13 protein-coding genes are annotated in these 16,056 nt (G+C 62.4%); 5 read left to right on the plus strand and 8 right to left on the minus strand.

The window, feature by feature from the left end; translation table 11 throughout:
* Nucleotides 1–42: 42 nt before the first annotated feature.
* Entirely contained in the window at nt 43–1,545 is a 1,503-nt protein-coding gene (gene guaB, locus EN807_RS26185; protein WP_065008021.1) for an IMP dehydrogenase, read from the plus strand.
* A gap of 25 nt (nt 1,546–1,570) precedes the next feature.
* Nucleotides 1,571–2,113, plus strand: coding sequence for a hypothetical protein (locus EN807_RS26190; RefSeq protein ID WP_189522579.1), 543 nt, complete (start codon nt 1,571–1,573; stop codon nt 2,111–2,113).
* Nucleotides 2,114–2,155: 42 nt separating this feature from the next.
* Here the strand turns inward: EN807_RS26190 and rnd are convergent, their stop codons facing one another.
* From rnd to EN807_RS26210, 4 genes are all read right to left on the minus strand, one after another.
* Nucleotides 2,156–3,307 carry a ribonuclease D gene (gene rnd, locus EN807_RS26195; protein ID WP_135937266.1) on the minus strand — a complete coding sequence of 384 codons (1,152 nt, stop codon included), beginning with the start codon at nt 3,305–3,307 and terminating at the stop codon, nt 2,156–2,158.
* Between the two features lie 98 nt (nt 3,308–3,405).
* Nucleotides 3,406–4,650, minus strand: a complete 1,245-nt coding sequence (locus tag EN807_RS26200; RefSeq protein WP_135937267.1) for an MFS transporter — start codon at nt 4,648–4,650, stop codon at nt 3,406–3,408.
* A 159-nt stretch (nt 4,651–4,809) separates the two neighbouring features.
* The gene (locus tag EN807_RS26205; protein ID WP_135937268.1) at nt 4,810–5,316 is read right to left on the minus strand and encodes a DUF3280 domain-containing protein; all 507 of its coding nucleotides are present in this window, start codon (nt 5,314–5,316) and stop codon (nt 4,810–4,812) included.
* 245 nt (nt 5,317–5,561) lie between these two features.
* Nucleotides 5,562–5,963 (minus strand): MAPEG family protein, encoded by a 402-nt coding sequence (locus EN807_RS26210; protein ID WP_135937269.1) that lies wholly within the window; start codon nt 5,961–5,963, stop codon nt 5,562–5,564.
* A gap of 300 nt (nt 5,964–6,263) precedes the next feature.
* On the opposite strand from EN807_RS26210, the gene aspS reads away from it, so the two are divergent.
* Nucleotides 6,264–8,054: an aspartate--tRNA ligase gene (aspS, locus tag EN807_RS26215; RefSeq protein ID WP_189522586.1), complete on the plus strand. Its 1,791-nt coding sequence runs from the start codon at nt 6,264–6,266 to the stop codon at nt 8,052–8,054.
* A 269-nt stretch (nt 8,055–8,323) separates the two neighbouring features.
* Here the strand turns inward: aspS and EN807_RS26225 are convergent, their stop codons facing one another.
* On the minus strand, nt 8,324–9,514 hold the full coding sequence (locus EN807_RS26225) for a hypothetical protein (RefSeq protein ID WP_135937271.1): 1,191 nt from the start codon (nt 9,512–9,514) through the stop codon (nt 8,324–8,326).
* Between the two features lie 264 nt (nt 9,515–9,778).
* On the opposite strand from EN807_RS26225, the gene parC reads away from it, so the two are divergent.
* Together parC and EN807_RS26235 are read left to right on the plus strand one after the other, a co-directional pair.
* Entirely contained in the window at nt 9,779–12,031 is a 2,253-nt protein-coding gene (gene parC / locus EN807_RS26230; protein ID WP_135937272.1) for a DNA topoisomerase IV subunit A, read from the plus strand.
* Nucleotides 12,032–12,291: 260 nt separating this feature from the next.
* Nucleotides 12,292–13,500, plus strand: a complete 1,209-nt coding sequence (locus tag EN807_RS26235) for an AI-2E family transporter (protein ID WP_135937273.1) — start codon at nt 12,292–12,294, stop codon at nt 13,498–13,500.
* Here the strand turns inward: EN807_RS26235 and EN807_RS26240 are convergent.
* The 3 genes from EN807_RS26240 to EN807_RS26250 all read right to left on the minus strand — a co-directional run bounded on the left by EN807_RS26240 (nt 13,488) and on the right by EN807_RS26250 (nt 15,882).
* Nucleotides 13,488–14,384, minus strand: a complete 897-nt coding sequence (locus EN807_RS26240; protein ID WP_135937274.1) for a DMT family transporter — start codon at nt 14,382–14,384, stop codon at nt 13,488–13,490. The two genes, EN807_RS26235 and EN807_RS26240, sit on opposite strands and share 13 nt — an antisense overlap.
* A 127-nt stretch (nt 14,385–14,511) precedes the next feature.
* Complete coding sequence (locus EN807_RS26245; protein ID WP_127314425.1) at nt 14,512–15,276, minus strand: arginyltransferase; 765 nt, start codon at nt 15,274–15,276, stop codon at nt 14,512–14,514.
* 135 nt (nt 15,277–15,411) lie between these two features.
* Nucleotides 15,412–15,882, minus strand: a complete 471-nt coding sequence (locus EN807_RS26250) for an RDD family protein (RefSeq protein ID WP_135937275.1) — start codon at nt 15,880–15,882, stop codon at nt 15,412–15,414.
* Nucleotides 15,883–16,056 lie beyond the last annotated feature (174 nt).

Here is a 16,056-nt window from a genome sequence, read left to right on the forward strand (position 1 = left end):
TCCATCCGGTCCAGCGCTTTTCATGCATTCCGAGGGCTGGCCATGGCAAAGATTATCGAAACGTCCACGGGCGCATTGGCGCTGACCTTTGACGATGTGCTGCTGCAGCCGGGTCATTCCGAGGTCATGCCGGGCGAGACCGACATCCGCACCCGCATTGCCGGCGACATCGACCTCAACGTGCCGATCCTGTCCGCCGCCATGGATACCGTGACCGAGGCGCGTCTTGCCATCGCCATGGCCCAGGCTGGCGGCATCGGCGTCATCCACCGCAATTTCTCGCCGGCCGAACAGGCCGAGCAGGTGCGGCAGGTCAAGAAATTCGAATCCGGCATGGTGGTCAACCCCGTTACCATCGGCCCCGACGCGACGCTCGCCGACGCCTTGGGGCTGATGCGCACCTACAGCATCTCGGGCATTCCGGTGGTCGAGAATGGCGGCGCCGGCGGGCATAAGGTCGGACGGCTGGTCGGCATCCTGACCAACCGCGACGTGCGCTTCGCTTCCGACCCGGCCCAGAAAGTCTACGAGTTGATGACCCGTGAGAACCTGATCACGGTCAAGGAAAATGTCGATCAGGACGAGGCCAAGCGGCTCCTGCACCAGCACCGCATCGAAAAGCTGGTCGTGGTCGATAGCGACGGCAATTGCGTCGGGCTGATCACCGTCAAGGACATCGAGAAGTCGCAGCTCAACCCGCACGCCACCAAGGACGTGCAGGGACGCTTGCGCGCGGCGGCCGCCACCAGCGTCGGCGATGACGGTTTTGAGCGCGCCGAGCGGCTCATCGACGCCGGCGTCGACCTTCTGGTGATCGATACCGCGCATGGTCATTCGCAACGCGTGCTCGATGCGGTGACGCGGGCTAAAAAGCTGTCCAATTCGGTCCGCATCCTGGCCGGTAACGTCGCCACGTCAGAAGGCACGCTGGCGCTGATCGATGCCGGCGCCGATGCCGTCAAGGTCGGCATCGGGCCCGGCTCCATCTGCACCACCCGCATCGTCGCCGGCGTCGGCGTGCCGCAGCTTTCGGCAATCATGTCGGCGGTCGAGACAGCGCAGAAATCGGGCGTCTCGGTCATTGCCGATGGCGGCATCAAATATTCCGGCGATCTCGCCAAGGCGCTCGCCGCCGGCGCCAGTGCCGCCATGATCGGCTCGCTGCTGGCCGGCACCGACGAGAGCCCGGGCGAAGTCTATCTGCACCAAGGCCGCTCGTTCAAAGCCTATCGCGGCATGGGCTCGGTCGGCGCCATGGCCCGCGGCTCCGCCGACCGTTACTTCCAGGCCGAGGTGCGCGACACGCTGAAACTGGTGCCGGAAGGCATCGAAGGGCAGGTGCCCTACAAAGGACCTGTGTCCGGCGTGCTGCACCAGCTTGCGGGCGGCCTGAAAGCCGCTATGGGTTATGTCGGCGGGCGCGATCTTGCCGATTTCCGCGATCGCGCCACCTTTGTACGCATATCCAACGCCGGACTTCGTGAAAGCCACGCCCATGACGTCACGATCACCCGCGAAAGCCCGAATTACCCCGGCGGAGCCTAACCAGCTCGCACGAAGCCTGACGGCAATGATGCTGCGGCTGACACGCCACGCTGCACCGCTCTGTTTTGTCGCGATGGCGGTTTTCGTCGCCATGACGGCGATGGAGTTCCTCTATTTCCGCCAGCTGAGTGGTGGCCTGCCGTCGCTCGATTTGCGCTGGACCGGTTTCACCCCGGATGAGGGCATGGCCTGGTTGACGGCGCTCGGCCGTCGCGGCAGCGAGATCATTCTGGTCTGGCACTATCTGACCTTCGACCTCTTGTTCCCGGCGCTGCTGTCGCTGACGCTGGTCAGCCTGATCCTGGCCACAGGGCGGCGGCTGAAGACCTTCCGGGCTCTTTCCGCACAGCTTCAATCATTATTCGCGCTCGTCCTGGTGCTGCCCTACACGCTTGCCGACTATGCGCAGAACATCGCGGTGGCCCGGCTGCTCTCGGATTTCCTCTCGGCCAATCCGGATGCGCTGTCCTTCGCCTCGGCGCTGATCGTCACCAAATTCGCGCTTCTGGCGATACCGGTGATCGTCATCGCGGTTTTCCACCTGGCCGGTCAGCCGCGCCAGCGTTGACTTCCCTTCTCCCACAACAAGGGGAGAAGGATGTGGCAGACGCTACACATCGAACAGCGCGATCTTGCGCTTGTCGAACTTGATCGCAATCTCGCCGCGCACCAGTTTGAGCGCGGCCTCGCCGAACACGGCGCGTCGCCAGCCATGCAAGGCCGGCACGTCGGCGGCCTCGCCCTCGGCGGCGATGCGGTCGATGTCGTCGCTGGAGGCCAGCACCTTCGAAGCGACGCCCTCCCTTTCGGCGACGATCCGCAACAGGACTTTCAACAATTCCGCGGCGGCATTGGAGCCTTCGGGCGGCTGATAACTCTTCGGCAGCTTCGGCATCTCTTCCCTGGGCAAGGCAAGCGCGCTGTTGACCGCGCCAAGCAGCGCCGTTGCCGTTGCCGATCGTTCCCAACCCTTCGGCGTGGTGCGCAGCTTGCCGAGTGCTGCCGCATCGCGCGGCGCCTGCTGCGCCACCTCGTAGATGGCGTCGTCCTTGAGCACCCGGCCGCGCGGCACGTCGCGTTCGCGCGCCTCGCGCTCGCGCCATGCCGCCACCGCTTGCACGATCGCCAGCTCCTGCGGCTTGCGCAGCCGCATCTTCAGCCGCTTCCAGGCATCCTCCGGATGCGGATCGTAGGTCTGACGCGCAGTCAGCACCTCCATCTCTTCGTTCAGCCAATGAGCGCGGTTTTCCCGCACCAGTTCGGCGCTGAGGTGCTGGTAGACCTCGATTAGATGGGTGACATCGGCGAGCGCGTAGTCGAGCTGCTTTTCGGAAAGCGGCCGGTGGCGCCAGTCGGTGAAACGTGAGGACTTGTCGAGCCGAGCGCCGGTGATCTTCTGGACGAGCTGATCATAGGAGACGCTGTCGCCGAAGCCGCAAACCATCGCCGCCACCTGGGTATCGAACACCGGATGCGGGACCAGGTCGCCGAGATGAACGATGATTTCGATGTCCTGGCGCGCAGCATGGAAGACTTTGACGATGGCCTCGTTGGCCATCAGCCTGAAGAACGGCTTCAGGTCGATATCGGGTGACAGCGGATCGATCAGCGCCGTCACCCCGGGCGCCGCGATCTGGATCAGGCAGAGGATCGGCCAAAAGGTCGTCTCGCGTATGAATTCGGTGTCGACGGTGACGAAATCCGACTTTTCGAACGCGGCAACAGCGGTCTCAAGTTCTTCTTGGGTGGTGATGACGTGCATCAAATCGCTTTTGGCAAAAGGGTAAGGTCTCCTTCAATTTCAGCCGCGCGGGCTTTCGTCAAGCGGCAGCCCCGGGTTCAAGACATAGGGGACCGTCATCATTGCTTCGCAGGCCCGTCGGAATCATCGTTGCGCTTGGCCAGTCGGGCGAAGACCGTCGATGTACGCAAAAGGCCGATGAAACGGCTGCGATGGCCGGCCGGCACGCCCGATCGCACCTGCATCCGGTACAGGATGACGACGGCAAAGATCGCGTAGACGGTGGCGGTGAACACGAACAGCGCGCTTGGCCCGAAATACTGCATCGCCGTCGAGGCGGCGAACGGGCCGCCAATGGCGCCGAAGGAATAGAACAGCATCAGCGCCGCGTTGATCAGCACAAACTCGCCTTTGTCGGCGCGGTCGTTGGAATGCGCCGCCGATAGCGAGTAGAGCGGCATGGCGAAGCAGCCGAAGATGAAGACGATCACGAAGTTGAGGGAAGGGTCGCTGCGCGCCCAGAACACCAGCGCCAGCGATGCGAGCAGCGCGCAGCACGTCGTTATCAGCAGCACGGAACGCCGGTCCCAGCGGTCGGACAGATAGCCGAGCGGATACTGGATGATGGCGCCGCCGAAGATGCCGACGCTGACAAAGGTGACGACGTCGGTAACCGACATGCCGATCTGTTCGGCATAGACCGGCGACAATGTGCGAAAGGCGCTGTTGGTGACACCGACGGCAATGCAGCCGAAGCAGCCGAGCGGCGAAATCCGCCAGACGCGGGCCAGGTCGAGCTTGACGTCTTCCGGCGGGGTCGGGTTGGAGCGGTCGCCGAGCGACACCGGCACCAGCGAGAGCGTGATCATGATCGACATGACGGCGAAGATGGCGAAACCGCTGGCGCCGACGATCGGGATCAGGAACTGTGCGCCCGTGACCGAACCGATGTCGACCATCCGGTAGATGGCCAGCACACGCGCGCGGTCCTTGTTGGCTGCCCCGGAATTGAGCCAGGCTTCCATGATGGTGAACAGGCCGGCGAAGCAGAAGCCGCCGGCGAGGCGCAATACGCACCACATGACCGGGTCGACGACCAGCACCAAAAGCAATGTCCCGGCGGAAGCGATCGCCGCCAGCGCGGAAAAGGCGCGGACATGGCCGACGGCCTTCATGATGTGGGTGACGGCGAGGCAGCCGAGCAGGAAGCCGGCGAAATAGAACGTGCCCATCAGGCCGATGGTCGAGGCCGAAAATCCCTCCTGCGCACCGCGCAGCGCGATCAGGGTGCTCTGCAGGCCGTTGCCGCCGAGCAGGATGCCGGCGGCAATAAGGAGCGGGATCAGAGGGCGCATGGAGGACATGAAGGAAGGCCTGTCGTTGATCCTTCTTGAACCATCGCCCGCGCCAATGCCAGCGGCAATTCCCGGCAATTAGCAGACCAGCGGCGACAATCAGTTTCTCGGTTTTAGCTGAGGGGCGATCTTTCGCGCTCCCGATGGCGCGCTAGGGTGATGGGCGTCCTACCGCAGAATTCTGTTCGTCATCAGCCATTTGACGGAGCGGGGCCACGCGTAGTTCGGCCCCATGCGAAGATCGGTAAAGCCCTGAGAAACAGGTTTCCCGGTTTCAGCGTCGAGGATGCGAATGAACATGGTGTGTTCTGTTCGGTTGACGCGCGTTACGACGCCCAGCAAGGCAAGAGATGCGCCGTGCTCTTTGGCGATTTTGCTTTCACAGCCACCGCAATTGCGCAATCCGTGCGGTGCAACCGCCTGCTCATCTGTCGCTGGCGCATCAACCACTGTAAAACGTCCGGACTGGGAGAGCATGTCCTTCGCCACTTGTGCCGACTCGGACAGATAGCGCCTATCGTGTTCATCCGGGGGAATTATTCCTGCCCCAGCGCTCTTGTCCTCCAATTCGAAAGGAAACACCTCGATTGACACCGGCTTTGTCTGCTGAGCGTGTGCAAATGTACAGGTGCCAACAAGCAGCGTCACCAGGACGGTCAATGTGCGAAAGCGCATGATAGTCCTCCCATCGTGACGGCCATTGTACACGGCTCGACCACCCTGATCACGATCAAAGCAGAAGATAGCAGTCGCCTTCCGTCAGCCGAAGCGCCTCAGGCTGAAGGAAGTAGACTTCGCCACGCGGTCATAAAGCTGCGCGGGGCACGGCTACTGACGACCACTATCTCGCACTGACCGCAGCCGACCTGATCTAACTCAAAACTGCAAGGTCGCGACGCCGCCGTGACGGCGGTCGGGCACTATAGCTCGGGCCAGGCTGACGCAAACAAAAGAAGGACAATTCCGACGAACGCGACGTTCCAGACGAGCGAACGGAGCAGGGGGACGCCTGCTGCGTAAAGTGGCAGGTAAACCAGCCTGGCTGAAAGATAGAGACCAGCTCCCCACTCGCTGAGCGCGCTCTCGCGGCCGAGCGCATGGACAAGGAAGACCGCGGCCACAAACACCGGGAACGTCTCGAGGAAATTTCGAAGCGCCCGTTCTAGGCGGCCTGCGACTCCGGTGAGCGGGGGCATTTCGGCATCACGAGAGCTGGCCGTCCAGCGATAACCTCGCTGGAGACTGGCTGCGTGGGAGGAGATAATAATTTGGATCAGACAGACCACGCAGCTTGCTGCAAGCGCCACCAGTTCGAAGCTCATCCACCTCACTCCTGTCCGTTCCTTAAGACGTCACTCGAGCCGTGCATTGTGTGCCGATTAAAGCCTGATCGCGACGTTTGATCTGTAATCGACCAGTCACCGCCGAGAGCAAACCCCGCACCATTCAACATCGCGCGACACGTTTTCCACGGCGGGGGTTCACAAGCCGAAGTTCGAACGAAGTTGCTCCCGAGCGCCGCCTGCCTTGACAAAGGCGGCCTCTCATGTGCTTTTCGCCCAAATTTTCGGGCCGGGCCATCATGCCTTGGCCGCAATCAACATCCGGACTTATCAATGACAATGCATCGTTACCGCAGCCATACCTGTGCCCAGTTGAGGAAGAGCGACGTCGGCTCTTCCGTTCGCCTGTCGGGCTGGGTTCATCGCGTGCGTGATCATGGCGGCCTGCTCTTCATCGATTTGCGCGACCACTATGGTCTGACCCAGATCGTCGCCGACCCGGATTCGCCGGCTTTCAAGATTGCCGAGACCGTGCGCGGCGAGTGGGTCATCCGTGTCGACGGCGAGGTCAAGGCCCGCCTGGCCGAGACCGCGAACGCCAACCTGCCGACCGGCGAGATCGAGGTTTTCGCGCGCGAGATCGAAGTGCTGTCGGCGGCCAAGGAACTGCCGCTGCCGGTGTTCGGCGAGCCGGATTATCCCGAGGACATTCGTCTCAAATATCGCTTCCTCGACCTGCGCCGCGACACGCTGCACAAGAACATCGTGGCGCGCACGAAGATCATCGCCGAGATGCGCAAGCGCATGGGCGAGGTCGGCTTCACCGAATTCTCGACACCGATCCTGACCGCTTCGTCGCCCGAAGGCGCGCGCGACTTCCTGGTGCCGTCGCGCATCCATCCCGGCACCTTCTACGCGCTGCCGCAGGCACCGCAGATATACAAGCAATTGATCATGGTGTCGGGCTTCGATCGTTACTTCCAGATCGCGCCGTGTTTCCGCGACGAGGACCCGCGCGCCGACCGCCTGCCGGGCGAATTCTACCAGCTCGACCTGGAAATGAGCTTCGTCGAGCAGGACGACGTGCTCCAAACGATGGAGCCTGTCATCCGCGCGGTCTTCGAGACCTTTGCCGCTGGCAAGCCGGTGACGCAGGAGTTTCCGCGCATTGCCTATGACGTTGCCATGCGCAAATACGGCACCGACAAGCCGGACCTGCGCAACCCGATCGAGATGCAGGCGGTCTCCGATCATTTCCGCGATTCCGGCTTCAAGGTGTTCGCCAACATCCTTGCCAACGACCCGAAGGCTGAGGTCTGGGCCATTCCGGCCAGGACCGGCGGTTCGCGCGCCTTCTGCGACCGCATGAATTCCTGGGCGCAGGGCGAGGGCCAGCCGGGCCTCGGCTATATCTTCTGGCGCAAGGAGGGCGAGAAGCTCGAAGGCGCCGGTCCGCTCGCCAAGAACATCGGCGAGGAGCGCACCGAGGCGATCCGCCAGCAACTTGGTCTTGCCGATGGCGACGCCGCCTTCTTCGTCGCCGGCGACCCGAAGAAATTCGTCTCGTTCGCGGGCGCGGCGCGCACTCGCGCCGGCGAGGAGCTGAACCTTGTCGACCGCGACCGCTTCGAACTGTGCTGGATCGTCGACTTTCCCTTCTTCGAATGGAACGAGGACGAGAAAAAGATCGATTTCGCCCACAATCCGTTTTCCATGCCGCAAGGTGGCATCGACGTGCTCAACGGCGAGGATCTGCTTGGGATCAAGGCGTTCCAGTATGACATGGTCTGCAATGGTTTCGAGATCGCGTCTGGCGGCATCCGCAACCATCTGCGGGAAACCATGGTCAAGGCATTCGAGACTGTCGGGCTGGACCGCGAGACGGTCGAGGAGCGCTTCGGCGGCCTCTACCGCGCCTTCCAGTACGGCGCACCGCCGCATGGCGGCATGGCGGCCGGCATCGACCGCGTCGTCATGCTGCTGGTCGGCGCCAAAAACCTGCGCGAAGTGACGATGTTCCCGATGAACCAGCAGGCCTATGACCTGTTGATGAGCGCGCCGTCGGAAGCGAGCCCGCAACAGCTTCGCGAATTGGCGCTGCGAGTCGCGGTGACCAAGAAAGAAGCTTAAAAACCTCCCGCAACCGATTCTAAACGCTGTCGGTTTGCGCTGCCCCTCATTGCCCTGCCGGGCTTTTCTCCCCGTATAGTGACTGGGAGAAAGATGCCGTCACGAATGGTTTCGCCAGCTGCCTGCGTTGCAAAATGGGCGCCAAGGTCGCGGCCATTTCCCTTCTCCCCGTCACTATACGGGGAGAAGGTGCCGTCAGACGGATAAGGGGCGGCGCTGACACTTCCAATGCAAGCGCATTTTGCAAAACCGGCCAGAGACCGCTCCGGTCAGTCTTCGTTCGCCTTGACCGTCACGCCAAGCGTCTTCGGCAGGTCGAGCGGGTTGGACATGGCACCCGCCATGATCAGCGCGAACGGCACTGCCGCCGGCGGCTCGGCCAAGATCTCGAGGCTCTGCGGATCGTCGAGAAATTTGCCGACTGCCGCCGACACTTGCGCCGTCAATTCGGGATTGTTGAGCTGCGCCATGCCGAAAGGCACGATCGCCTTGGCCTGGTTGGCGATGTCCTTGCCGGACATGCCTTGCTGCTTGCCGACATAGTCCAGCACCTTGTTGGTCAGCGAATCGTCGTCGAAGCGAATCGAAGCGCTGTTGAACGAAAGCTGCTGCAGGACGCCGAGCATGGCCATGCCTTGCGCCGAGTTGTCGGCGCCTTCGGGCTGAGCCGCCATCTTCTTCTGCATCTCCTGCAGCGACTTGATGACGTCCAACGTGTAGCCGCCGAGACCGAAGGTCATGCCGAGCGTTCCGGCATTGTCGACGGAGATGTCGTATTTCGACAGCTCCATCTTGCCGTCCGCGGGCTGCCAGGTGCCCTCCATTTGAAGGTTCCCGGTGATGTTCTGGTAACCGAGCGCGTTGATCACGTCCTTGGACTTCGGGTCCTCGACCAGCGTCAGGTCGGCATTGAACTTTTCCGTGGTCCCGGAAAATTCCATCGCCTTGCCGTCGGCCGGTGGGGTGATTTCGATGGCGAGTCCGTCCATCGAGAATGCGGTCTTGTCGGCAACCTTGACCGTCATGTTGTCGAGTTCGGCCGATTTATACATCATCATTGAGCCCAGCGGGCCTGTGGCGCCGTCAGCCGGAACCGTCATGTCGTGGATGATGAAGGGGCTAAGGTCGACCGTGAGGCCGTCCTCGCTGTGCCGGAACGCCGCAGTCGAGACGGTTTCGATTTCATAGCCGCCATTGGCTTCGGTCACGCCTTCGAGTGTGACGTCACCGATCTTGAACGGTTCCTTTTCGGCCGCCGGTTTGAAGGCCACGCCTTGCAGCACCATGCTGGAGGCATCGCCCGTCACCCCGGTCCAGGAGATGTCGACGCCCTGGGCGGCGAGAGCCGCCTTCAGCCGGTCGGCGACTGCCGCATCCTGCGCCAAGGCCGCGTTCAGCGGCAGCGTCAGCAGGAAGGTCGAAAGGGCGAGTTTGTTGAGTGTCGAGCGTCTGATCGTCATCGCGAGTCCCCTGAGAGTGTCCTGAAGATTGTTTTTTCAACTCGTTGCGCCGTCACCCTTCCGTGATGAACTGGACGGGAAAAAGGCGTTCTCCCGCACAATGGTCGAAAACCATGGCGAAAGGCAAATCCGATCCATTGCCATAGAGCCGGGATGTAACCGATTGATGTTGGTCGGCGCAGCAGTGCGTCCAGTTCATGTTGCGGAAGGAGGCGCAGTCAAGCGCCTCTTGCCGCGAATCACCCGCTCGGCTAGTCCCAGCCCATGGGAAAAAGGCTTTTGCCGCCTGGCGATGGCGGTGGCGACAACATCGAGCCGGTCGATCTGAAGAAAGCGCTGGAAGAGCGCTATCTCGCCTATGCGCTGTCGACCATCATGCACCGGGCGCTGCCGGATGTGCGCGACGGGCTGAAGCCGGTCCATCGCCGCATCATGCATGCCATGCGGCTGCTCAGGCTCAACCCCGACCAGGGGTTCGCCAAATGCGCCCGCATCGTCGGCGAGGTGATGGGCAAGTTTCATCCGCATGGCGACCAGTCGATCTACGACGCGCTGGTGCGGCTGGCGCAGGATTTTTCGATGCGCTATCCCCTGGTCGACGGGCAGGGCAATTTCGGCAATATCGACGGCGATAACGCCGCCGCCATGCGCTACACCGAAGCGCGCATGACCGATGTGGCGACCGAGCTGCTGTCCGGCATCACCGAGGATGCGGTCGACTATCGGCCGACCTACAATGAGGAGGACGAGGAGCCGGTCGTGCTGCCCGGCGCCTTCCCGAACCTGCTCGCCAACGGCTCGTCCGGCATTGCCGTGGGCATGGCGACCTCGATCCCGCCGCACAATGCCGCCGAGCTCTGCGACGCCGCGCTGCATCTGATCGAGCACCCCGATGCGCCGGTGACGGCGTTGATGGACTTCGTCCAAGGTCCGGATTTTCCGACAGGCGGCATCATCGTCGATAGCCGCGCGTCGATCCTCGAAGCCTATGAAACCGGTCGCGGTGGTTTCCGCGTCAGGGCGAAATGGAGCCAGGAGGACCAGGGCAGGGGCACGTGGAGCATCGTCGTCACCGAAATCCCCTACGGCGTCCAGAAGGCGCGGCTGATCGAAAAGATCGCCGAGCTTCTGATGGCGCGCAAATTGCCGCTGCTCGAAGACATCCGCGACGAGAGCGCCGAAGACGTCCGCGTCGTGCTGGTACCGAAGAGCCGTTCAGTCGATCCCGGCATCCTGATGGAATCGCTGTTCAAGCTGACCGAGCTCGAAAGCCGCTTTCCGCTCAACATGAACGTCCTGTCGCGCGGCAAGATACCAAACGTGCTGTCGCTGAAAGGCGTGCTCAAGGAATGGCTGGAGCACCGCCGCGAGGTGCTGATCCGCCGCTCCAGGCATCGCTTGGGCGAGATCGAAAGGCGGCTGGAGATCCTCGCCGGCTATCTGATCGCCTATCTCAACATCGACGAGGTGATCAGGATCATCCGCGAGGAGGACGAGCCCAAGCAAGTGATGATGGCGCGCTGGTCGCTCACCGACAACCAGGCCGAAGCCATCCTCAACATGCGGCTGAGGGCCCTGCGCAAGCTCGAGGAATTCGAGATCCGCAAGGAATTCGACGGCCTCACTATCGAGAAAAAGCAGATCGAGGCGCTGCTTGCGTCCGACGCCAGGCAGTGGTCGACGATCAAGTGGGAAGTCTCCAGCATCCGCGAGAAATTCGGACCGGAGACCGAGCTCGGCAAGCGCCGGACCCAGTTCGCCGACGCGCCCGAACATGACCTGACCGATATCGCCCATGCGATGATCGAGCGTGAGCCGGTCACCGTGGTCGTTTCGGAAAAGGGCTGGCTCAGGGCGATGAAAGGTCACCTGACCGATCATTCGTTGCTGACCTTCAAGGAGGGCGACAGCCTCAAGCTCGCCTTCCACGCCCAGACCACCGACAAGGTGCTGGTCTTCACCACTGGCGGCAAGTTCTACACGATCGGCGCCGACCGGCTGCCGGGCGGGCGCGGCCATGGCGAACCGATCCGCATCATTGTCGACATGGACAACGACCAGGACATCGTCACCGCCTTTGTCCATGATCCCAAACGCAAGCTGCTGCTGGTGTCTCACGACGGCAATGGCTTCATCGTGCCGGAAGAGGAAGTCGTCGCCAACACCCGCAAGGGGAAGCAGGTCATGAACGTCAAGGCGCCCGACGAGGCCCAGCGCTGCGTTCCGGTCGCCGGCGACCATCTCGCCATCGTCGGCGAGAACCGCAAGATGCTGGTCTTCCCGCTCGCCGAGATCCCTGAGATGGGTCGCGGCAAGGGCGTTCGCCTGCAGAAATACAAGGATGGCGGCGTCCTCGACCTCAAGACCTTCACGCTCGCAGGCGGTCTCTCCTGGCAGGATTCGGCCGACCGCACCTTCATTAAATCACGTGAAGAGCTGATAGAGTGGATTGGTGCTCGAGCCTCGGCCGGACGCATGGTGCCGAAGGGATTCCCGAGGACGGGGAAATTTGGGTAGCTGCTAATCTCCCCTTGAGGGGGAGCTGGCCGGTAGGCCAGAGGGGCCGCCGCGCGTAAGGCGCCAGCCTCCCCTGTTCGCAATAAGAGGTCGCGTCTGAACGTCCCGACCCCCTGTCGCCTTCGGCGACATCTCCCCCTCAAGGGGGGAGATTAGCGCCTCCATGCAAACATTTGGAATGTCGTCACGATTGCTGCACTATCATGGTACATAAGCATCGCTACATAAAGGGGACACACGCCTTTGGGAGAAATGGGCATTTGAAAGAAGCCAGGATTAAGAAACCGGAAGGGCAGCAGCGCTTATTCGGCCTGTCGACGCCGGTCAGATCCGCCGTCATTCCGCCGCTGTCGGCGGCGCGCTGGCTCCTGGTGCTGATCGTTGCCGCCGGGGTCTATTTCTTTCATGGTTTCCTGGTCCCGGTGCTGGCTGCTCTCGTCATCGCCTTTGCCAGCTGGCCGGCCTATCGGCGGCTGCTTGCTGCTGTCGGCGGCAACCGCACGATCGCCGCGACATTGGCGATCCTGTTCATCCTCACTTTCCTGGTGGTGCCGATCGCGCTCGCCGGCGCCTACGCCAGCAACGAAGTCCGCGAATGGGTCGGCTGGGCGATCGAAACCAACCGCGAAGGCGCGGTGACGCCGCACTGGATCGCCACGCTGCCTGTGGTGGGCGACTGGCTGAACGAGCAGTGGACGCGCAATCTCGGCCATCCCGGCGGCATCGGCGAACTGATCCAGTTGATCAGCGGCGCCAACATCGGCAGCATCTACCGCGGCGTGCTGGCCGCCGGCGGCAGCGCCTTCGGTCTTCTGCTGGCGCTGCTGTTCATGATGATCGCGCTGTTCTTTGCCTATCGCGACGGCGAGCATTTTGCCGGGCAGGTCGACCGTCTCGGCGAACGCATCCTGCCGACCAGGTGGGAGCGGATTTCACGCGTCGTGCCGGCGACGATTTCCTCGACGGTGACCGGCATGACCATTATCGCCATCGGCGAGGGGGTGGTGCTGGGCGTGGCCTACTGGCTGGCCGGCGTGCCGTCGCCGGTGACGCTCGGCGCCCTGACCGGCATCATGGCGCTGATCCCCGGCGGCGCACCGCTGTCCTTCACGCTTGTTTCGATCTATCTCGCCGCCAGCGGCTCGCCGATGGCCGGGTTGGCGCTGTTCATCTGGGGGAGCGTCGAACTGTTCATCGTCGACAAGACACTGCGTCCGAAACTGGTCGGCGGCCCGATAAAGCTGCCGTTCCTGCCGACCTTTTTCGGCCTGATCGGCGGCGTCAAGACGATGGGCTTTCTCGGCCTGTTCATCGGCCCGGTGCTGATGGCATTGCTGGTCGCGATCTGGCGCGAATGGCTGCGCGAGGTGGAATTGGCCGACGAACTTGCCGCCGCAGCACCGGCGGAGCTGGAAGGGTCGCCGCCGCAAATCGAAATCGTTGCCGAGAAGAAGTCTCAGGCCGGGTGACTGACCGCAAGCCTTGCGCGGCGCTTGCGCCCCTCATGCAGTTGCCATAGCGAATGGGCGACCAGCGTGACGATCAGGATCGCGCCGCCGATCAGGCTGTTGCGCGACGGCGTCTCGGCAAAGATCATCCACATCCAGACCGGCGCCAGCACAGTTTCGAGTAGATAGAACATCGCCACTTCCGGTCCCGAAATATATTTCGGCCCGTTGGCGAGGCAGAAGAACGAGATCGGCATGATGACGGCGCCGTTGAAGATGATCCACCACGGCGCGTTCACCTGAAGGCCTTCGCCTGAGACCATGAACACTGCGACGGCCAGGGGCAGGATCACGCCGATCAGCGATGTGAACCCCATGTCCTTGCCGCTGGCACGCGAGATGGTGATGGCCAGCGCGATGAAGAAAGCCGAGCACAGCGCCATGAGATCGCCGAACAGGTGCCCGGTGCCGATCGAATCGCCGACGATGATCGCGACGCCGACAATCATGACCAGCATCGCGGCGACCGTGACCAGTCGTGGCCGCTCCTTCAGGAACAGCCAGGACAGCAGTGCCGCGAACACGGTGTTGAAGGCCAGGATGAAGACCAGATTGGCGGTCGTGGTGTAATAGATACTGGTGACGAAGGTGACCGAGGTCAGTCCGTAGCATATCGCGACAACGAGCCCCGACCATCCGGGGATGAGCTGCGGCGCGTTCCTGCTCAGCGAGCGCCAGACGGCCCAGATGATCAGCGCCGCGACCAAGGTGGTGCCGGTGCGCAGCAGGAGGATCGTCCACGCGCCGCCGTCGGCGAGCCGGATCAGTGGAATGTCGATGGTCAGCGTCAGCCCGCCGATGGCGGTGATGAGAAGGCCCTTCTGGTGATCGTTGTGGGACGACATGGCAATTCTCGCAATGATGTGGAGGCAGGCGCAAAATTGGCCCAGCGTCTGTCGTTCCAGCCAAGCGGCCGAAAACCAGCGGCATCCCCCTTGAAACAGATTTAAGGATGGTTGGCGAAGGGGCGGATCAGCGCGAAACCGCTTCGTGGTCGTAGCGTTCCCAGCCTTTCGGGCCGAGATGCTCCTGCGGCATGAAGCGCATCTTATAGTTCATCTTGCGCGAGCCGTTGACCCAGTAGCCGAGATAGACATGGGGCAAGCCCATCGCCCTGGCGCGGGCGATGTGGTCGAGGATCATGAAGGTGCCGAGCGAGCGGTCCTCGAAGTCCGGATTGAAATAGGAATAGACCATCGACAGGCCGTCGGCCATCTTGTCGGTGAGCGCCACCGCGATCAGCTCGCCCTGGCCCTTGCCGGTGATGAAGCTGTCGGGGCCGCGGCGCCGGTATTCGATGACCTTGGTATCAACATGGGTGTCCTCGACCATCATGGCGTAGTCGAGCACCGTCATGTCGGACATGCCGCCGCGGCGATGGCGGGCATCGAGATAGCTGCGGAACAGCGAATACTGCTCGGTGGATGGTTGCGCGTCGTGCATGGCGCCGATGAGGTCTGAATTGTGTTGTATCACCCGCTTCATGTTGCGGCTGGCAGTGAATTCCTGGGCCAGGATGCGTACCGAAACGCAGGCGCGGCAGGTCTCGCAGGCCGGCCGGTAGGCGATGTTCTGCGATCGCCGGAAGCCGCCTTGCGTCAATAGGTCGTTCATCTCCGATGCCTTGTCGCCGACCAGATGCGTGAACACCTTGCGCTCGAACTGGCCCTCAAGATACGGGCACGGCGACGGCGCGGTCAGGAAGAACTGCGGCGACTGGGTAGGATGGTGCGTCATCGAACCTTGGAAACACTCCTGCGAATCATACCTTTGGCGCGGACGGCGAAAAATTCAACAGGATTGTGAAGGCGTGGGGGAGCGGAAGCCGTCACTTTGCACATAAAAGCTCGCGGGACTGATGAAAAGCTGATCTTAGCGGTCACTGCGGCTGACCACTGTGCCCAGCAGCAGGTCGTGCAACGTGCGTTTGCGGTCGGCAAACAGCGAGACCAGAAGGACCAGCGGCGTCAGGATGACGTTGCCGGCCCAGAACAGCACCGAATGCACCACCGCCGTCAGCCCGTCGATGCGGGTGCCGTCCAGACGGTCGAGCCGGATTCCCATCATCTTCATGCCTGTCGTGGCCTGGTCGGCGCTGCCGAGCGTATTCCAGATGTAGAGGATGGCGACGGCCGGCACCAGGACGGAAAACAGCATCCAGCCGAGGCCGAGCGTCAGAATCCCGAGGAAGAATACCAGGAGCGCGAACGGAATGGTGAGCAGCGCGACGATGCAATAGTCGATGACGAAGGCGAGGACACGCCGCGTGCGCACGCCGTCATAGGCCCTGATATCATCGAGCCGGGAGGTGATGATTTCGCCGTCGAGAACGCGCGCGTTCATGTCATTTCCTCGCAATCAGGCCCGGGATAGGGTGCGGGCCGCCTGGTTTTGAAATGGTGAAGTCTTGCGACGGAATCAAGATCGGGCGTTTCCGCCGCATGCGGTGGAAACGGGCACCGGGTACAGCCCGAATCGGTTGAATTTGCAGCGCCGATGGCGTTAGCTTGCTGCAGT

Source organism: Mesorhizobium sp. M5C.F.Ca.ET.164.01.1.1 (genome assembly GCF_004792125.1).
In the GTDB taxonomy this organism is placed as follows: domain Bacteria; phylum Pseudomonadota; class Alphaproteobacteria; order Rhizobiales; family Rhizobiaceae; genus Mesorhizobium; species Mesorhizobium wenxiniae.

Coding starts and splice junctions, on each gene's coding strand:
- guaB (WP_065008021.1), top strand. CDS start 43: ATGGCAAAGATTATCGAAACGTCCACGGGCGCATTGGCGCTGACCTTT.
- EN807_RS26190 (WP_189522579.1), top strand. CDS start 1,571: ATGATGCTGCGGCTGACACGCCACGCTGCACCGCTCTGTTTTGTCGCG.
- rnd (WP_135937266.1), bottom strand. CDS start 3,307: ATGCACGTCATCACCACCCAAGAAGAACTTGAGACCGCTGTTGCCGCG.
- EN807_RS26200 (WP_135937267.1), bottom strand. CDS start 4,650: ATGTCCTCCATGCGCCCTCTGATCCCGCTCCTTATTGCCGCCGGCATC.
- EN807_RS26205 (WP_135937268.1), bottom strand. CDS start 5,316: ATGCGCTTTCGCACATTGACCGTCCTGGTGACGCTGCTTGTTGGCACC.
- EN807_RS26210 (WP_135937269.1), bottom strand. CDS start 5,963: ATGAGCTTCGAACTGGTGGCGCTTGCAGCAAGCTGCGTGGTCTGTCTG.
- aspS (WP_189522586.1), top strand. CDS start 6,264: ATGCATCGTTACCGCAGCCATACCTGTGCCCAGTTGAGGAAGAGCGAC.
- EN807_RS26225 (WP_135937271.1), bottom strand. CDS start 9,514: ATGACGATCAGACGCTCGACACTCAACAAACTCGCCCTTTCGACCTTC.
- parC (WP_135937272.1), top strand. CDS start 9,779: ATGGGAAAAAGGCTTTTGCCGCCTGGCGATGGCGGTGGCGACAACATC.
- EN807_RS26240 (WP_135937274.1), bottom strand. CDS start 14,384: ATGTCGTCCCACAACGATCACCAGAAGGGCCTTCTCATCACCGCCATC.
- EN807_RS26245 (WP_127314425.1), bottom strand. CDS start 15,276: ATGACGCACCATCCTACCCAGTCGCCGCAGTTCTTCCTGACCGCGCCG.
- EN807_RS26250 (WP_135937275.1), bottom strand. CDS start 15,882: ATGAACGCGCGCGTTCTCGACGGCGAAATCATCACCTCCCGGCTCGAT.